Raw genomic sequence first — 18053 nt, forward strand, 5'->3', positions numbered from 1 at the left:
GAGAATCCGTGGGCAGGTGATTCGTTGGTCCGAATCAATAGCGCGATCACCTGATTCGCACACCCGTCTGCCCATGATTCTTTGTCACTTTCTTGCGTCTCAGCCGCGGTTTCGGCCCTTCTCGAACGAGATCGTGTCGAGAAGCGCGGCAAAGGATTGTCGTTCTGCCTTGTCCACCAGGGCACCATTCGCCCCCGTATCGTATTCCGTATCGTCCTCCCGTTGCGCGCGTGCGGCGCGCGTGCGGGCCTCTGCAGCCTGGCCGAGACGCCATGTCAGCGCCTCGTCTGCGCCCTCGCCCATGTCCTCGACCGCCTCGGCGATCTCGGCCTCGAGTCCGTGGACTGCGCCCAGCTTGGCAAGTTCCTCGGCAATCGTCAGCCGCGCCAATTCCGTATCGTCGGGATGGCGCAAACACGGCGTGATGGCGAGATGGCGCGCTCCAAGGAAAGATTCAAGAGGCTCCGCACCGATCGCCGACCGGGCGAGCTCCATCGCGGCCTCTCGGGTCTGGGGCGCGCCGCGCAGAAGGGCATCGCGCACGGCCCGGTGATCCGGCGTCTCGCATCGCATCTCCTCGAGCGCCGCATCGAACTCATCGACAAGGCCGGGCGCGTTCAGGAGCGTCGCGAGGATCACTTGCTCACGCAGATGCCGCTCGCCGGCCGCGCCACCCGAAACCAGAAGCGACGCCTTCGCCGCCTCGGTGGGCTGCGGCGGCGCATCGCGCCCCCGCCAGGTCGTCCGGCCTGCCGAAGGCGTCCGCTTCGGTCGGAAGAGCTGCCAGCGCAGCTCCTTGATCTCCTGACCGTAGTGATGGCGCAGGGACGGATCGCGGATCATCTGCACCTTCTCGCGCAGCGCCCGGTCGAGCGCTGCCTTGCGCTCGGGGCTGTCGAAGACGCGGCCTTCGGTCTCGCGCTGCCACAAGAGCTGAACCATCGGCAACGCGTTCGCCAGGACCTTCGAGACACCGTCTGCGCCTTCGCTGCGAATGAGATCGTCGGGATCGAGCCCTTCGGGCATCAGCGCGAACCGCAAGGACTTGCCCGCCTCGAGGAGCGGCAGTGCGAGGTCGATCACCCGGTAGGCCGCGCGCACGCCCGCCGCGTCGCCGTCGAGCGCGATGATCGGCTCGTCCGCGACGCGCCAGAGGAGATGCAGCTGGTTTTCCGTGACCGCCGTGCCGAGCGGCGCGACGGACGCCTCGAACCCCGCCCGGGAAAGCGCGATCACGTCCATGTAGCCTTCAGCCACGATGAGCTGCTGTCCCTTGCCCGCAGCTTCCCGCGCGGGACCGAGATTGTAGAGATTGCGCCCCTTGTCGAAGAGCTCGGTCTCGGAGGAATTGAGGTACTTCGCCTTGTCCGCCGGGTCCATCGCCCGGCCGCCGAAGGCGATGGCGCGCCCGCGCCCGTCGCGGATCGGGAAGAGGATGCGGTTGCGGAAGACATCGTATGGCTTGCCGCCCTTCGACGATGGCCGCGCAAGGCCCGCCTGAAGGATCAGGTCCGCCGCGATCCCCTTGCCGGTCAGATGATCCCAAAGCGTCTGCCAGCCTTCGGGCGCAAAGCCGATCTCGAACCGTTCGAGGGCCGCCGCATCGAGGCCGCGGCGCTTGAGATAGTCGCGCGCCTCCCCCGCAGCCGAGGTATTGAGCTGCATCCGGTAGAAGCGGACCGCATCTTCCATGACGCGGGCAAGCTCGGTGCGGTGGTCCGCCTTTTCCTGTGCCTTGGGATCTCGCGCGGGCATCGTCAGCCCGGCTTCGCCTGCAAGGATCTCGACGGCTTCCATGAAGCCGACATTCTCCGTGTCCTTCACGAAAGAGATCGCGTCGCCCTTCGCATGGCAGCCGAAGCAGTAGTAAAAGCCCTTCTTGTCGTCGACATGGAAGGAGGCGGTCTTTTCGTGGTGGAAAGGACAAGGTGCCCAGAGGTCGCCCTTGGCCTGGTTCGACTTGTGCTTGTCCCACATGACTTTCCGTCCGACGACCTGGCTCAGGCTCGTGCGGCTGCGGAGTTCATCCAGGAAACCGGGGGGCAGACTCATGGGTAGAATATCGGGCCTCGCGCGGGCCGAGTCCAGAAGGCGCGCGCGAGGCGGATCATGCGGCGGGTCCGTGGCCGGTCACATGTTCTCACATTGTGCGGCCCAGCTCTCTCCGACTTCGGGGCCGAGCTGGTCCTCGGGCAGCGAGTAGATCCATTCGGAAATCTGCGGCACGACGGATACGTACTTCTCGGCCGAGCCGGTCAGCTCGCCCGACACCTTGGCTTGCGCGGCCTGCCGGCTGTCGCCGGATTGGCGTGCTTCCACCACCTGCATGACGATATCCGACTGGACCCCACATTCCGATCCGGCGTCCTGCGCGAGGATCGGAGTTGCGAGTGAGGAGAGCGCGATGGCTGCAATTGCTGTTCTCATTGGGTCGTCCTCTCGAAAGGTGCGAATTGCCGTATAAACGCCTCGCGTCAGAAAGAGTTGCGGACGCGATGGCGCGTCGGCTCCGCTGACGGCGGAAAAAAGCCGAAAGGCTCACGGCCGTGTCAGAGTCCCTTGGCACGATAGCTCTGCGCCACGCGGTCGATCGCGACCATGTAGGCTGACGTGCGGAGATCGGTCACGTCCTCCCGCTCGATCCACGGCTCGCGCATGGACTGGTAGGCCACGCGCATCGTGTCATCGAGCCCCGAGCGGACGAGTTCCAGCTCGTCGGCGCCATGCAGGTAGCGCTGCTTAAAATCGTCCGACAGGCTCCACGTCCCGCCAAGCGCGGAGGACAGCCGGTCGAGCTCGTTCACGATCAGCTCCTGCCGCCCCTCATCGAGACGCCGCTGCATCCGGCCGAAGCGGATATGGCTGAGGTTCTTGACCCATTCGAAATAGGACACGGTCACACCGCCAGCATTGGCGTAGAGGTCGGGAATGACCACGGTGCCCCGCATCCGCAGACGCTCGTCGGCCCCGGCGGTGATCGGTCCGTTCGCCGCCTCGATGATGAGGGGGGCCTTGATCCGGTCGACATTACCGAGATGAACCACGCCTTCGAGCGCCGCCGGGATCAGGATGTCGCATTCGGCTTCGATCAGCGACGCACCGTCGGTGATGTATTCCGCCTCGGGAAATCCTTTCAATCCGCCGGTCTCGTTCATGTATTCGCGGACGTGATCCACCGCGATCCCGGCCTCGTTCCACAGCCCGCCATCGCGCTCGGCGATGCCGACGATCCGGGCGCCATCCTCCTGCGCGAGGAACTTCGCCGCGTGGTAGCCCACGTTCCCGAGGCCCTGAACCACGACCCGTTTTCCGTCGAGCTTGCCCTCGAATCCGGCACGGCGGACGTCCTCGGGATGCCTGAAATACTCCCGCAGGGCGTATTGCACGCCGCGCCCCGTCGCCTCGACGCGGCCGTGAATGCCGCCCGCGTTGAGCGGCTTGCCGGTCACGCAGGCACGCGCGTTGATGTCGGTGGTGGCCATGCGCGCATATTGGTCCGCCATCCACGCCATCTCACGCTCGGACGTGCCCATGTCGGGCGCGGGCACGTTCTGGGACGGATTGATCAGGTCGCGCTTGATCAGCTCATAGGCGAAGCGGCGGGTGATCAGTTCCATCTCGTGCTCGTCGTATTCGCGCGGATCGACGCAAAGCCCGCCCTTCGAGCCGCCGAACGGCGCCTCGACAAGCGCGCACTTGAAGGTCATCAGCGCCGCCAGCGCCTCGACCTCGTCCTGGCTGACCGACATGTCGAAGCGGATACCGCCCTTTACCGGCTCCATATGCTCCGAATGGACGGAGCGGTAACCGACGAATGTCTGGATCTCGCCGCGCAGCCGCACCCCGAACCGCACCGTGTAGGTGGAATTGCAGACCTGGATCTTCTTTCGAAGGCCGGGGCTGATCTCCATCAGGTCTGCCGCGCGGTTATACATGATGTTCACGCTGTCGCGGAACGACGGCTCGGTCGGTCTGGTGCCTTGGATCGTCACTGTCGCACTCCCTGCCCCGCGCCGCGGGAAGATCAGGCGTCGCCGCCGGCGCGGGCGCGCGGCGACACGCCCCGAGCTTCGCGCACCTGAGCCGCGGCGTCCATGCGAAAGCCTCAAGGTTAACAATTGCGGCGAAATCGTGGCGATCAGTTTCGGGCCCGGAGACAGATCGAAACGCCGCACATGATTGTCAGCCCGGCGTCACCAAATGCCCAAATCCATTGGGAAAACGGTCTTATTTTAGCCCATTTGCCAGTGCAAGAACCTCCGGTGCGGGACCGATCCGGTCTCAAAAAAGACGGTTAATGCCGCAGGCCCCATCAGGGGCGGGAAAGGTACGGAATGTGCAAGACCAGTGAAAAGGGACGAGCCCTTCGTCACCAGGGCATCGCGAAGCTCTCTCACAGAGCGTCGACTGCGGTCGCGCGGTTCTTCCACTCCGAAGATGGCAACATGTCGATCTTCGCTGTGTTCGGATCGCTCAGCCTGATCGCAATCGGCGGTGTGGGCATCGACATGATGCACGCGGAGATGAAGCGCACAAAATTGCAGAACACGCTCGACCGCGCGGTGCTCGCAGCGGCCGACCTCGACCAGACACTCGATGCCGAGAGCGTGGTGCGCGATTACTTCGACAAGTCGCGTATGCCCGACGCGCTCACCTTCGTCGATCCCGACGAGGGGCTGAACTATCGCCGCGTGACGGCCAAGGCCGAGGAATCGCTCGACGCGAACTTCACCAAGATCCTCGGGATCGACCGGTTCAACGCCAAGGCGACGGCGGTCGCGCAGGAACATATCCAAAACGTCGAGATCTCGCTTGTGCTCGACATCTCGGGCTCGATGGCCGACCCGGCAAGCGGAACCACAGACGACAAGATCGACCTGCTGCAGGACGCGGCGGACACATTCATCGAAACCGTGCTCGGCGAGGACAACGAAGGCCTCGTATCCGTGTCTCTGGTTCCCTATTCCGAGCACGTGAATGCTGGCCCCGACATCGCCAACCAGCTGAACGTGGACTGGCGGCACGGATATTCCCACTGCCTCGAGTTCCCCGACTCTGCATTCACGTCCGCTGCGCTGAACACGCATACGACGTACGAGCAGATGCAGCATTTCCAGTGGAACTACTTCGGATCGAACGAGGTCGTCGACACGATCTGCCCGCAATACAGCTACGAGCGGATCCAGGCGTTCTCCAACAACGAGACATCGCTGAAGAACCAGATCGACAAGCTCGAGCCGCGCGCCGGCACGTCGATCTTCCTCGGCATGAAATGGGGCACGGCGCTGCTCGATCCCTCGACGCGCGGCATCGCGACCAACATCAACTCCAGCGCGGCCGACGACTCGCCGCTCAAGGGGCGCCCGTTCGATTACGGACGCGAGGACGTGCTCAAGACAATCGTTCTGATGACGGATGGTCAGCACGACAAGTCATACCGGCTGTCCAACTGGGTGTATGACCACCGTGACGAGGTCGCGCACTGGGCGCGCTACAACCTCTGGTATTACCTGAACCGGAACGTCCATTCATACAACCGCTCGTCCTTCTACTACCAGAAGTACAACGCCGAACTCGGTGACAGGCTTCTCGACGACATCTGCGATGCCGCCAAGGCGAAGGACATCGTGATCTGGGCCGTCGGCTTCGAAGTGGAGGATCACGGCCGGTCCGTGATGCAGAACTGCGCCTCGTCGCCCTCCCATTACTTCGACGTGGACGGCGTGGAAATCGAAGACGCGTTCCGCTCCATCGCTCGCTCGATCAACCAGCTGAGGCTCACCCAATGATGCGCTCACTTCTCAACCCTACCCGCGGCTTCTGGCGCGACGAAGACGGATCGTCCGTCGTGCCATTCGCCCTCTGGGCACCGGTCTTCGTGGCCGTGATCCTCTCGGGCGTCGAGCTTGCGACCCTGACCGCACGCCACACCTCGCTGGAGCAGGCGCTCGACCTGACCGTGCGCGACGTGCGCCTCGGCACCGGGACGACCTACACCCGCGCCAGCCTGAAGGAAGCGATCTGCGACCGGGCCAGCATCCTGCCCGATTGCATCGAGAACCTTCAGCTCGAGATGGTCAGCCTCGACCTGCGCGACTGGACGGACCCGCCGAGCCAGGCCGCCTGCGCCGACACGAGCGGCGGCGGTGGCAGCAACGTGGGCGAAGCGACCCCGGTCGTGAAATTCGAATACGGGCGTGACAACGAAATGATGTTCCTGCGCGCCTGCTACATGTTCGATCCGATCGCGCCGACGTCCGATTTCAGTCAGGCGCTCGTCAAGGACGCCAATGGCTACTCGGCCATCGTCTCCAGCGCTGCCTTCGTGCACGAACCGAGCTGAGGTGAGACCATGCTGACACGTTTCAAATCCGCACTGGCCCGGTTCCGCGAGGACACCGCTGGCACGGTAACCGTCGAGGCGGTGATCGTCTTCCCGCTCCTGCTGTGGCTTTTCGGAGCGACATGGGTCTGGTTCGACGTCTCGCGCCAGCAGGCCGTGAACCAGAAGGCCAACTTCACCATCGCCGATGCGATCTCTCGCGAGACCGATCCGCTGACGCAAGACTACATCGACAACGCCTACAAGCTCATGAAGCACATGTCGAAGGCCGGCAACGACGACCTCGACATGCGTATCAGCGTCGTTCGGTATACCAGTAACAACGACAGGTACGATGTGCTCTGGTCGGAGGCGCGTGGCGAATATTCCGCGCTGCAAACGAACGACGCGAACACGTTTCGCAGCCGACTGCCGGTCATGGCGAACAACGACCAGCTGATCCTCGTCGAGACCTGGGACGACTACGCCCCCGTTCTGGAAGCTGGATTGTCGCCCTTCGAGATCGAGACCTTCTCCTTCACCCGTCCGCGTTTCGCGCCGCAAGTACTGTTCGAAGGCAAGACCTACAACGCGAATAACGGTCACGGGAACGGCGACCAGAATGCGCCCGGCGGGTCACTCTGCAACAACAATGCAGAGAATGCCGACGAAGGCGATGCCGCCAACGAATGCAACGAGAATATCGACGGCTCGGAGAACCAGGGCACCGGCGAATCGAAGAAAAAGAAATGGTGGTGGTGGTAATCGTCACCCCATCTCACGCTCCGCGAGCATGATGGAGATCGCATCGGCCATCGGCCGGGTCTGGGACGCGGGCGTCACGCCCCCCACGGCCACCCGCCGCCCCAGCGACCAATAAAGACCGGGCCGCCAGCTTCGCGCTTGGCGGCCCGTCATCTTCAGAACGAAGCCGTTCGACGGCTTCATCGCGAACATTCCCCGGTCCACTGCCACAACGTCGTCGAGCCGTGCCAGCACACGGCCCGTGCTGTCTCTGAGCTCATGCCGCGTCAGCTCCAGCCGCAACGCCGTGGCCTTGTGCATCGCCTGCGCCATCCAGAGCGCGCCGAGCCCGATCACGACCAGAACGATCATCCAGCCCAGCGGCGGTGGCGAGGCTGCGGCAACGTAGAGCGAAAACGCGCCCACGATCGCGAGGCTCAGGATCCCGAACCAGCGGCGGCCCTGCGAGGCACGGATTTCGGCGAGGATTTCGTCGGACATGGGGTGGCCTTCGATCTTGATCTCGTCCCGCCTTTAGGCGCTCGGCCCGGTGAAGGGAAGCCGGGGCCTTTCCCTTGCCCGCGCCCCATGCCACCTTCCCTTTCGAAACGGAGGCACACCCGCATGGCCATCACCACCTGCATCTTCGACGCCTATGGCACGCTCTTCGACGTCGCTGCCGCTGCCCGCACCGCCGCCGAAGAGCCTGGCCGCGACGCGCTCAAAGCCGTCTGGACGGAGATCGCGGAGGATTGGCGGCTGAAGCAACTGCAATACACCTGGCTTCGGACCATCACCGGAGAGCACGTGCCCTTCTGGGACGTCACGAAGGACGGGCTCGACTGGGCGCTGGAGCGGCAAGGGCTGAGCGAGGATCTGGAGCTGCGCGAGCGCCTTCTCGCGCTCTACTGGGAGCTCGCGCCGTTCCCCGAAGTCCCGAAGATGCTGGCGCAGCTGAAGGCCGCCGGCAAGACCTGCGCGACCCTCTCGAACGGCAGCCCGGACATGCTGGAAGGTGCTGTCGACAGCGCCGGGATCGAGGAATATCTCGACGCGGTTCTTTCGGTCGAAGAGGTGGGCATCTTCAAGCCGGCCCGCGCCGTCTACGACATGGTCGGCGCGCGGTTCGGCACGACGCCGGACGAGGTGCTGTTCGTGTCCTCCAATGGCTGGGATGCCGCCGGAGCGGCGGGATACGGGTTCCAGACGGTCTGGGTGAACCGCAAAGGCGAGCCCACTGACCGCTTGCCCGGCCGTCCCCATCACAACCTGCCCGACCTTTCGGGCCTGCCGGAGCTTGTGTCCTGATGCCCCGTTTCACCACCTCTGACGGTCTGTCGCTGCATTATACCGACGATGGCGCGGGCCTGCCGCTGCTGTGTCTTGCCGGGCTTACCCGCGACGGGCACGATTTCGACTACGTCGCTCCGCATCTCGAAGCCGTGCGGCTGATCCGGCTCGATTATCGCGGGCGCGGGCAATCCGATTGGGGCGATCCCGAGACCTACACGATCCCGGTCGAAGCGCGTGACGCGGTGGAGCTGCTGGATCATCTCGAGATCGACAAGACGGCGATCCTCGGCACGTCGCGCGGCGGGCTCATCGCGATGATGCTGGCTGCGACCGCGAAGGACCGCCTCTCGGCTGTCGCGCTCAACGATATCGGGCCGGAAATCGCGCCCGAGGGCCTCGAGGTCATCAAGGATTACCTCGGCCGCAACCCGGTCTGGAAGAGCTACGAGGAAGCCGCCGACGTGATCGGTGCCCGGATGGCGGGATTCGACAACGTGCCGCCGGAACGCTGGGCGCAGGAGGTGCGGACGCTGTTCCGCGAAGGGCCGGACGGGCTCGTCATCCCCTACGATCCGAAACTGCGCGAGGCGGTTCTTGGCAGCGGCGCGCAGCCCGCGCCCGACCTCTGGCCGCTCTTCGAAGCGCTCTCGGGCCTGCCGCTTTGTACGATCCGGGGCGCGAACTCGAACCTCTTGTCGCCCGAGACCTTCGCCGAGATGCGCAAGCGCCGTCCCGACATGGTCGCGACCGAAGTGCCAGACCGGGGGCATATTCCCTTCCTCGACGAGCCGGAAGCGCTCGACGCGCTGTCGCGCTGGCTGAAGATGGTGCGCTGATGGACATCGATCGCATCCGGGCCGCGAAAGCCCGCCTCGACGGACATGCGCGCGTCACGCCGCTTCTGTCGTCGCCCTTCCTAGACGAGATCGCGGGACGGCGCGTCCTGGTCAAACCGGAGTGCCTGCAAGTCACCGGCAGCTTCAAGTTTCGCGGTGCGTGGTCGGCGCTTTCGGCGCTCGAGCCCGCCGCGCGCTCGAAGGGCGTGATCGCCTTCTCCTCGGGAAACCACGCGCAGGGCGTGGCTCATGCGGCGCGCCTCCACGAGGTGCCGTCCGTCATCGTGATGCCGGCGGATGCGCCGAAGCTGAAGATCGACAACACGCGCGCGCTTGGGGCCGAGGTGGTGCTATACGACCGCGCGACCGAAGACCGGGACGCCATCGGTGCAGAGCTTGCCGAGGAGCGCGGTCTGACTCTGGTCAAACCCTTCGACGAGCCGGAAGTGATCGCCGGACAAGGCGCCTGCGGGCTCGAAATCGCGGAGCAGGCGCGTGCGCTCGGCATCGAGGAGGCAGACCTCCTTGTCTGCTGCGGTGGCGGCGGCTTCACGTCCGGCATCGCGCTGGCCTGCGAGGCCGATGCGCCGGGCCTCCGGGTGCGCCCGGTCGAGCCCGAGGGGTTCGACGATGTCACCCGCTCCCTTGAAGCCGGCACGCCGCAGCGCAACGCGGCTCTCTCCGGCGGCCTGTGCGATGCGATCGTGACGCCTGAGCCCGGCAAGCTGACCTTCCCGATCATGCAGCGGCTCTGCGGGCCCGGCGTCGTGGTCAGCGAGGCGGAGGCGCTTGCCGCGATGCGCGAGGCGTTCCTGCGCCTGAAGCTCGTGGCGGAACCTGGCGGCGCGGTGGCGTTGGCCGCGGCGCTCTACCATTCAGACCAGATCGCGGGGGATGCAGTGATCGTTACGATCTCCGGCGGCAATGTCGATCCGGAAATCTTCGCTCAAGCGCTCGCCGCGCGCTCGAGTGCCGGATAACGCCAGGCCATCGTCAGCCCGCGGAAAACGAAGGACAGGATCAGCGCCGCCCAGAGCCCGTGGTTGCCGTAGGCCGGGATCAAAAGCGCCGCGACCACGAAATAGCCCGCCGCGGAAATGACCATCAGGTTCCGCATGTCCGCCGTCCGCGTCGCGCCGATATAGATGCCGTCGAGCATCCAGGCGGCGAGCCCGAGCACTGGCGCCGCAACCATCCACGGCAGGTAGCGACGGGCCTCGTCGACGACCTCGGGCGCATCGGCCATGATCTCGATGATCGCACTGCCGAAGAGCGCGAAGGCGAGCGCCAGAAGGACGGTCGAGACCAGCCCCCAGAAGGAAGCGATAAGGCTGCCGCGCCGCACGGTGGCGACGGCGCGCGCTCCGAAAGCCTGTCCGACGATGGCTTCCGCCGCGAAGGCAAACCCGTCGAGGGCATAGGCCGTGATATGCAGGAATTGCAAAAGCACCTGGTTGGCCGCGAGCGTGACATCGCCAAGGCCCGAGCCCATGAACATGAAGGAGGTGAAGATCGCCGTCAGCAGGGCGGAGCGGATCAGGATATCGCCGTTCACCCGCGCCATGTTCGCAAGTTTCATCCGGTCGAAGACCCGCGCCCAGTCGCGCCAATCGGGCACGCGGAACGCCGCGCGGCAGAGCCAGAGCCCGAGCGCCAGGCCCGCCCATTCGGCGATGAACGTGCCCCATGCCGCGCCTTCGACGCCGAAACCGAGGCCCAGGACGAGCCAGATCGACAGCGCGGCATTGAGAAGGTTCATGCCCACTTGCAGAACGAGAACGGCGCGGGTGCGCTCCGCCGCGATCAGCCAGCCGACGATGCCGTAGATCGCAATCGCCGCCGGGGCGGACCAGACGCGGATTCCCATGTAGTCGCGCGCGAGGTCTTCGACTTCGGCGCTGGCGGGGGCAAGCTGGAACGCGCCCCAGAACAGAAGGCTCTGCGCGGCGATGAAGACCGTGCCCGCCGCAAGGCCGATCATCAGAACCCGCGTCAGGAGCGCGGCGACCTCGGCACGGTTGCCCTGCCCCGCTGCCTGGGCGGCAAGTCCCGTCGTGCCCATCCGCAGAAAACCGAAGATCCAGTAGATCGATTGCAGGATGATCGCGCCGAGCCCCACGGCGCCGATGGGCGCGGCAGCTCCAAGCTGGCCGACGACGCCCGTGTCGACCGCGCCGAGGATCGGGATCGTGGCGTTCGACAGAACGATCGGCAGCGCGATCTTCAGAACGCGCCCATGGGTGACATCCTCGGGACGGGTGAGTCCCTCGGCCGTCTCAGACATCGCCGCGCGGCATCAGGAAATGCGCCGTGCCCATCGCGAAGGGCCGGTCGCGGTTGTCCTGCCAGGCCTCGGCCATCACGCTGGCGTAACGGCGGCCCGAACGGGTGACGCGGGCGCGCGCATAGGCGTCGCGCGGCAGGCCCGAGCGCAGGTAATCGACCGTGAAATCGATGGTCTTCGGCAGCCGCGGCAGTTCTCCGGCCTCGAGCTCGTCGACGCGAATCTCTCCGGATTCGACGTCCTCCCAGAGCCATTGGTAGCTGAGCGTGATGATCGCGGTCATCTCCAGGAAGGCCGCCGTCACCCCCCCGTGGATCGCCGGCAGGAACGGGTTGCCGATCAGATCGTCCTTGAACGGCAGGATCGCGGTCAGTTCGTCCCCCCGCCGGTCGAAGACAATACCGAGCGTCTGGATATACGGAACGCCCCCTGCCAGCGCATGAAGCGCGGCATCGCGGCGCTGCTTGACGACCTGCACGGGTTCGGGGCGGCGTCTGTCGGCCATCATTTGCCCTCCACGGTGAAGGCGCCGGTCGCGGTGGCGACCGGGTTGTCGCTGTCCGCGTCGGTCGCGGTGGCGCGCACGAAGGCGACGTTGCGCGTGATATGGGTGCAGCGTGCCTCGGCGGTGATCGTATCGCCGGGCTTGGCCGCGCGCATGTAGTCGATCCTGAGATCGATCGTGGCGGTGCCGCCGGGCGCGGTCGGATGGCTCATCACCGCCGCTCCGCCGCAGGTATCCATCAGTGCTGAAACCGCCCCGCCATGAATGACGCCGGTTTTCGGATCGCCGACGATCCGCTCGCTATAGGGCATGGTAATGCGGGCATAGCCATCGCCGATCTCCTCGATCTGCATTCCGAGCATCTTGGAATGCGGAATTGCGGCGATGAATTCCCGTGCGATCCGCGCCTTGTCTGCTGCCACCTCGAAACCCCTCTTTGACCGTCTTCGGTCCGTTCGGTTCGGGTTATCGACCCTTGGACCGGCGGGAACAAGCCCCGAGCCTGCCGGGTTGCTCCTCTTGCTGTGGCATCGTGATTGGCATTACGTGTCGGGGCACGGTGCGGCGGAGAAGCGTGAGGAGAGACGCATGACAGACGAGACCCGCCTGAGCTTCAAGGAAATGTGCGCGAAGTTCGAGGTCACGCCGCGCACCCTGCGATATTACGAATATATCGAGCTTCTTCAGCCCGAACGGGAGGGCCGTTCGCGATTCTACGGGCCGAGGGAAATCGCGCGGATGACGCTGATCCTGCGGGGCCGCCGGTTCGGCTTCCAGCTCGAGGACATCCGCCAGTGGCTCCTGATCTATGAGAAGGAAGGCACCGAGGCGCAGATGCGGGCCTGGATCGAGATGGCCGACCGGCAGATGGAAGAGCTGGCCGAACAGCGCGCGCAGCTCGACGAGGCAATGGCCGAGCTTGGCGCCTTGCGGGACGAAACCGCGCGCTCGCTCAAGGGCTGAAACGCGCCAGCGCGATCACCGCCGCCGCCCCTGCGCGGATCTTTACCTTACGAAAATTACGCTGACCCAGGGTCAATATTTTCTGATCTTACGTCACCGGCAAAGTGACGTGACGTTGAGATTACGTAAACGTCACCCTTCATTGTATGAGACCACCGAAGCGCATTAATCCATCGCGATCGGACCACGGCTCAAATGAAAGACATCATGACCGACGACCGCACAATGAGCATCCGCGAGATGTGTGACGCCTTTCACGTCACTCCGCGAACGCTGCGCTTTTACGAATCGAAAGAACTTCTGTTTCCCCATCGGGAAGGCCAGAAACGTCTCTTCACCCGGCGCGATCGCGCCCGTCTGAAGCTGATCCTGCGCGGCAAGCGCTTCGGCTTCAGCCTCGAGGAAATCCGCCAGCTTCTGGACCTCTACGACATGGGCGACCAGCAGCGCACCCAGCTCGCGCGCACCTACGAAATCGCGCAGGAGCGGCTGGATGCGATGATCGCCCAGCGGGACGAGCTGAACGAGGCCATAGCGGATCTCGAAGAACAGATGCGTTGGGGCGAGAGGATCCTCGCCTCGATGGAGCACAACCACAAAGCCGCAGAGTAACAATCCGCACGATCTGGGAGGATTCCATGCCCGTCTATCACGCCCCTACCAAGGACATGCTCTTCGTTCTGGACGAAGTGCTGAAGATTTCCGAAGCCGATATTCCGGGCTACGACGATCTCGACCGGGAAACCGTTCAGGCCATTCTCGACGAGGCCGGCAAACTGTCCGAGAACGTCCTCGCGCCGCTGAACCCGGTGGGCGACAGCCAGGGCTGCACGCTCGAGAACGGCGTCGTTCGCACGCCCGAGGGCTTCAAGGATGCCTATGAGCAGATGCGCGCCGGTGGCTGGATGGGCCTTGATGCCGATCCCGAATATGGCGGCCAGGGCATGCCTTACGTGCTGAACTGCGCTGTGGGCGAGATGTTCGTCTCCTCCAACATGGCGTTCAACATGTACCAGGGCCTGACGCATGGCGCCTACTCGGCGATCCACGCGCACGGCTCGGACGAGCAGAAGGCCACGTACCTTCCGAAGATGATCGACGGCGAATGGTCGGGCACAATGAACCTGACCGAGCCTCATTGCGGCACCGATCTCGGCCTCATCCGCACCAAGGCGGAACCGCAGGACGATGGCAGCTATGCGATCTCGGGCCAGAAGATCTGGATCTCCGCGGGCGAGCATGACCTCTCGGAGAACATCATCCACCTCGTTCTTGCCAAGATCCCCGGCGGCCCGGATGGCATCAAGGGCATCTCGCTCTTCATCGTGCCGAAGTTCCTGGTGAACGAGGATGGCAGCCTCGGCGAGCGCAACAGCCTTTCCTGCGGTGGCCTCGAAGAGAAGATGGGCATCCACGGAAACGCCACCTGCGTGATGAACTACGATGGCGCGAAGGGCTTCCTGATCGGCGAGATGCACAAGGGCATGCGCGCGATGTTCACCATGATGAACGAAGCGCGGCTCGGCGTCGGCCTTCAGGGCTACGCGCAAGGCGTTGTCGCCTACCAGAACGCGCTGGCCTTCGCGCAGGACCGTCTGCAGGGCCGTGACGTGACCGGCGTGAAGAACCCCGATGGTCCGGCAGATCCGATCATCGTGCACCCCGACGTGCGCCGGAACCTGATGCACCAGAAGAGCTTCGTCGAGGGCGCGCGCGCCTTCACCTTCTGGGGGGCGCAGATGATCGACCGGGCGCATCGCAACGAGGATGCGGCGGCCGAGGGCATGATCTCGCTCCTGACGCCGGTCATCAAAGGCTTCCTGACCGACAAGGGCTTCGATACGACCGTTCTGGCGCAGCAGACGCTTGGCGGGTCGGGCTTCACCAAGGAATGGGGCCTCGAGCAGTTTGTCCGCGATGCCCGGATCACGATGATCTACGAAGGCACGAACGGCATCCAGTCGCTCGACCTCGTGGGCCGCAAACTGGGCGTCGATGGCGGCAAGCACGTCATGGCCTTCTTCGACATGGTCAAGGACTTCATCAAGGAGAACAAAGGCCAGGACGAGGCGTTCGACCGCGACTTCCTCGAGCCGCTCAAGGCCGCTTCGAAGGATCTTCAGACCGCCGGCATGTACTTCATGCAGAACGGCATGAAGAACCCCAACAACGCGCTCTCGGGCAGTTACGACTTCATGCACCTCTTCGGGCATGTCTGCCTCGGCCTGATGTGGGCGAAGATGGGCCTTGCCGCGAAAGCCGCGATGGATGCGGGCGCGAGCGATGACTTCTATGCAACCAAGCTGGCGACGGGGCGCTACTACATGGCCCGCCAGCTTCCCGCGACGGGGATGCACCTCAAGCGCATCGAAAGCGGCGCCGAGACGGTCATGGAACTGGACGCCGCGAACTTCTGAGGTGACGGTGGGCGGGTGACCGCCCACCTCATCCGCCAGGAGGCCTCATGCCGAAACGCTTTCGCCTGACCAGACGTTTTCCCGTCGCAATGACCGAAGACGGATATCGCAGGCTCAAACGCTTCGCGGCGGAGGCCGGCCTCGACGAGGGGGAGGCTCTGAGTTTCCTCTTCGAGAATTTCGACAGCGTCACGGATGACGAGGCGCTGCCCGCCCGGCTCAGGCTCTTCAATGCCGAGCTCGAGGCGCGGAAACGCTGAACGTCAAAGCGACCCTTTGGGAGGAGGGCAGAGAATGATCCAGCTTCACTGCTTCGGCGAGAGCGGCAATGCCTACAAGGCCGCGCTGGCGCTCCAGCTCTCCGGCCTCGAATGGGAGCCCGTCTTCGTCGATTTCTTCGGCGGCGCGACCCGCAGCGAGGAGTACCGCCGCGATCTCAATCCTATGGGCGAAGCGCCCGTGATGGTCGACGGCGAGGTCAAGCTTACGCAGTCCGGCGTCATCCAGATGTATGTCACCGAGAAGAGCGGGAAGTTCGGCGGCACGAGCCCCGAAGACGCGCGCGAAGTCATGCGCTGGGTGTTCTGGGACAATCACAAGCTGTCGTCCCAGGCAGGCATGACGCGGTTCCTCATGAACTTCCTGCCCGAGGAAAAACGCCCCGCAGAGGTGATCGGCTTCATGCAGGGCCGCCTCAAATCCGCCTACCAGGTGCTCGATGCCCATCTTTCGGGCCGCGACTGGATCGTCGGAGACGGCGTCACCAATGCCGATCTCTCCTGCTGCGGCTACCTCTATTACCCCGAACCTTTCGGTTTTGACCGCAAGGACTGGCCCAATATCGATGCCTGGCTGACGCGCCTGTCGCAGCAACCCGGCTGGAAACACCCCTACGAGCTGATGCCCGGCAATCCTTCCGACCGGGCATGAAAGGAGATCACAGGATGACCGAAGCTTATATCTACGACGCGATCCGCACGCCGCGCGGCAAGGGCCGCAAGGACGGCGCGCTGCACGAGGTCACGAGCGTGCGCCTGTCTTCGCATGTGCTGAACAGCCTCAAGGAGCGCAACAACCTCGAAGGTCACGCGGTCGAGGACGTGATCTGGGGCAACGTGACCCAGGTCGGCGAACAGGGCGGCTGCCTTGCGCGGACCTCGGTTCTGGCCTCCGATCTCGACGAGTCGATCCCCGGCCTCTCGATCAACCGATTCTGCGCCTCCGGCATGGAGGCCGTGAACCTTGCGGCCAACCAGGTCCGCGGCGGCGCGGGCGAAGCCTATATTGCCGGCGGGGTGGAGATGATGGGCCGCGTCGCGATGGGCTCGGACGGTGCCGCGATCGCGGTCGACCCGTCCGTCGCGATGGACAGCTATTTCGTGCCGCAGGGCATCTCGGCGGACATCATCGCCACCGAATACGGGTTCTCGCGCGATGACGCGGATGCCTTCGCGGTCGAAAGCCAGCGGCGCGCAGCGGCGGCTTGGGAAGACAAGCGCTTCGAGAAATCCATCGTCGCCGTCCGCGACCAGAACGGTCTGCCGATCCTCGATCATGACGAATACATGCGTCCCGGCACCGACATGCAATCGCTGGGCGGGCTCAACCCCTCCTTCAAGGAGATGGGCGAGACGATGCCCGGCTTCGACAAGGTGGCGCTTCTGAAATACCCCCATCTCGAGCGGATCAACCACATCCACCACGCGGGCAATTCCTCGGGCATCGTCGATGGTGCGGCGGGCGTTCTGATCGCGTCGAAGGAATGGGGCGAGAAGCACGGGCTGAAGCCCCGCGCGCGCATCAAGGCGACCGCGAAGATCGGCACCGACCCGACGATCATGCTCACGGGCCCCGTGCCGGTGACCGAGAAGATCCTCGCCGACAACGGTATGAACATCTCCGACATCGACCTCTTCGAGGTGAACGAGGCGTTCTCGTCGGTCGTGCTGCGCTTCATGCAGGCATTCGACGTCGACCACGGTAAGCTCAACGTCAATGGCGGCGCGATCGCGATGGGCCACCCCCTTGGTGCGACCGGCGCGATCATCATCGGCACGCTGCTCGACGAGATGGAGCGGTCCGACAAGCAGACCGGCCTCGCCACGCTTTGTATCGCCTCGGGTATGGGGGCGGCCACGATCATCGAGCGGGTGTGACGTCATGAGCGGCGTTCAGGACGATGACCCACTTGCATGGGAGATCGCGAAAGAACTGCTTCAGCGCACGGGGCGGGCTCTCGAAAGCCGGGATTTCCCGCTCATGCTGAGTGCGTTCCATCTGCCCTACACGCATGTGACAACCGAAGGGGTCGTGGTCCTGAACAGCGAAGACGACTTTCGCACATTGTTCGCGAATGTCCGGGCGCATTTCGAAGGGCTCGGAATGACCCATCTCGATCGCGAGGTCGTCAGCGCGAGTTTCGTCAGCACGTATTGCATCCGCACCACAAATCGTTCGCGGATCATGAAAGGCGAGACCTTGCTGAACGAGCCTTACGAGACGATGGCCGAGATCGTGCGGCGCAATCATCGCTGGGGCATCGCGTGCAGCAATTACGGCGTCCAGAACGACAAGGCGCACCAGGACGCGCTTCTTTCCGTCCGGTTTCCCGACGAGAAGCCGTTTCGCCTGATGAACTAGGCCGGCCACGGGCCGGCTCCGCTCCGGCGGGCAGGCGCACAATTGAGAC

20 protein-coding genes are annotated in these 18053 nt (G+C 64.5%); 13 read left to right on the forward strand and 7 right to left on the reverse strand.

Annotated elements, in window-relative coordinates:
* Positions 1–99: 99 nt before the first annotated feature.
* From dnaG to BM171_RS02835, 3 genes are all read right to left on the reverse strand, one after another.
* Positions 100–2052, reverse strand: a complete 1953-nt coding sequence (gene dnaG, locus BM171_RS02825; RefSeq protein ID WP_093009316.1) for a DNA primase — start codon at positions 2050–2052, stop codon at positions 100–102.
* Positions 2053–2130: 78 nt separating this feature from the next.
* On the reverse strand, positions 2131–2427 hold the full coding sequence (locus BM171_RS02830; RefSeq protein ID WP_093009317.1) for a hypothetical protein: 297 nt from the start codon (positions 2425–2427) through the stop codon (positions 2131–2133).
* Between the two features lie 122 nt (positions 2428–2549).
* A complete protein-coding gene (locus tag BM171_RS02835; protein ID WP_093009711.1) occupies positions 2550–3935 on the reverse strand; it encodes a Glu/Leu/Phe/Val family dehydrogenase in 1386 nt (461 codons plus the stop codon).
* Positions 3936–4445: 510 nt separating this feature from the next.
* Here BM171_RS02835 and BM171_RS02840 point away from each other — a divergent pair.
* The 3 genes from BM171_RS02840 to BM171_RS02850 are packed head-to-tail and all read left to right on the forward strand — an operon-like array spanning position 4446 to position 7087.
* Complete coding sequence (locus tag BM171_RS02840) at positions 4446–5789, forward strand: Tad domain-containing protein (RefSeq protein ID WP_245760174.1); 1344 nt, start codon at positions 4446–4448, stop codon at positions 5787–5789.
* On the forward strand, positions 5786–6343 hold the full coding sequence (locus BM171_RS02845) for a TadE/TadG family type IV pilus assembly protein (protein ID WP_093009319.1): 558 nt from the start codon (positions 5786–5788) through the stop codon (positions 6341–6343). Before BM171_RS02840 ends, BM171_RS02845 begins: the two co-directional genes overlap by 4 nt.
* Positions 6344–6352: 9 nt before the next feature.
* Positions 6353–7087: a TadE/TadG family type IV pilus assembly protein gene (locus tag BM171_RS02850; protein ID WP_093009320.1), complete on the forward strand. Its 735-nt coding sequence runs from the start codon at positions 6353–6355 to the stop codon at positions 7085–7087.
* Between the two features lie 3 nt (positions 7088–7090).
* Here the strand turns inward: BM171_RS02850 and BM171_RS02855 are convergent, their stop codons facing one another.
* A complete protein-coding gene (locus tag BM171_RS02855) occupies positions 7091–7567 on the reverse strand; it encodes a hypothetical protein (RefSeq protein WP_093009321.1) in 477 nt (158 codons plus the stop codon).
* Between the two features lie 123 nt (positions 7568–7690).
* On the opposite strand from BM171_RS02855, the gene BM171_RS02860 reads away from it, so the two are divergent.
* From BM171_RS02860 to BM171_RS02870, 3 genes are read left to right on the forward strand one after another with little or no spacing between them, the layout of a single operon-like run.
* Positions 7691–8374 (forward strand): haloacid dehalogenase type II, encoded by a 684-nt coding sequence (locus tag BM171_RS02860; RefSeq protein WP_093009322.1) that lies wholly within the window; start codon positions 7691–7693, stop codon positions 8372–8374.
* A complete protein-coding gene (locus BM171_RS02865; protein ID WP_093009323.1) occupies positions 8374–9195 on the forward strand; it encodes an alpha/beta fold hydrolase in 822 nt (273 codons plus the stop codon). The genes BM171_RS02860 and BM171_RS02865 overlap by 1 nt, the downstream gene beginning before the upstream one ends.
* Positions 9195–10175, forward strand: coding sequence for a threonine ammonia-lyase (locus tag BM171_RS02870; protein WP_093009324.1), 981 nt, complete (start codon positions 9195–9197; stop codon positions 10173–10175). The genes BM171_RS02865 and BM171_RS02870 overlap by 1 nt, the downstream gene beginning before the upstream one ends.
* Here BM171_RS02870 and BM171_RS02875 read toward each other — a convergent pair.
* Genes BM171_RS02875 through BM171_RS02885 form a run of 3 tightly spaced genes read right to left on the reverse strand, consistent with a single transcriptional unit; the run spans position 10142 to position 12346 of the window.
* Positions 10142–11479 (reverse strand): MATE family efflux transporter, encoded by a 1338-nt coding sequence (locus tag BM171_RS02875; protein ID WP_093009325.1) that lies wholly within the window; start codon positions 11477–11479, stop codon positions 10142–10144. The genes BM171_RS02870 and BM171_RS02875 overlap by 34 nt on opposite strands.
* Positions 11472–11987, reverse strand: coding sequence for a PaaI family thioesterase (locus BM171_RS02880; protein ID WP_371418175.1), 516 nt, complete (start codon positions 11985–11987; stop codon positions 11472–11474). The genes BM171_RS02875 and BM171_RS02880 overlap by 8 nt, the downstream gene beginning before the upstream one ends.
* A complete protein-coding gene (locus tag BM171_RS02885) occupies positions 11984–12346 on the reverse strand; it encodes a PaaI family thioesterase (RefSeq protein ID WP_093009712.1) in 363 nt (120 codons plus the stop codon). Before BM171_RS02885 ends, BM171_RS02880 begins: the two co-directional genes overlap by 4 nt.
* Positions 12347–12572: 226 nt before the next feature.
* Here BM171_RS02885 and BM171_RS02890 point away from each other — a divergent pair, with 226 nt between their 5' ends.
* From BM171_RS02890 to BM171_RS02920, 7 genes are all read left to right on the forward strand, one after another.
* A complete protein-coding gene (locus tag BM171_RS02890; RefSeq protein ID WP_093009327.1) occupies positions 12573–12947 on the forward strand; it encodes a MerR family transcriptional regulator in 375 nt (124 codons plus the stop codon).
* Positions 12948–13154: 207 nt separating this feature from the next.
* On the forward strand, positions 13155–13559 hold the full coding sequence (locus BM171_RS02895) for a MerR family transcriptional regulator (RefSeq protein ID WP_093009713.1): 405 nt from the start codon (positions 13155–13157) through the stop codon (positions 13557–13559).
* 26 nt (positions 13560–13585) lie between these two features.
* A complete protein-coding gene (locus BM171_RS02900) occupies positions 13586–15364 on the forward strand; it encodes an acyl-CoA dehydrogenase (RefSeq protein ID WP_093009328.1) in 1779 nt (592 codons plus the stop codon).
* A 47-nt stretch (positions 15365–15411) separates the two neighbouring features.
* Positions 15412–15624: a hypothetical protein gene (locus tag BM171_RS02905; protein WP_093009329.1), complete on the forward strand. Its 213-nt coding sequence runs from the start codon at positions 15412–15414 to the stop codon at positions 15622–15624.
* Positions 15625–15658: 34 nt separating this feature from the next.
* Entirely contained in the window at positions 15659–16294 is a 636-nt protein-coding gene (locus BM171_RS02910) for a glutathione S-transferase family protein (RefSeq protein ID WP_093009330.1), read from the forward strand.
* A 14-nt stretch (positions 16295–16308) separates the two neighbouring features.
* The gene (locus BM171_RS02915) at positions 16309–17520 is read left to right on the forward strand and encodes an acetyl-CoA C-acetyltransferase (RefSeq protein ID WP_093009331.1); all 1212 of its coding nucleotides are present in this window, start codon (positions 16309–16311) and stop codon (positions 17518–17520) included.
* Between the two features lie 4 nt (positions 17521–17524).
* Entirely contained in the window at positions 17525–18004 is a 480-nt protein-coding gene (locus BM171_RS02920; protein WP_093009332.1) for a hypothetical protein, read from the forward strand.
* The last annotated feature ends 49 nt before the right edge of the window (positions 18005–18053 follow it).

The organism is Roseivivax halotolerans, from assembly GCF_900115815.1.
GTDB lineage: Bacteria > Pseudomonadota > Alphaproteobacteria > Rhodobacterales > Rhodobacteraceae > Roseivivax > Roseivivax halotolerans.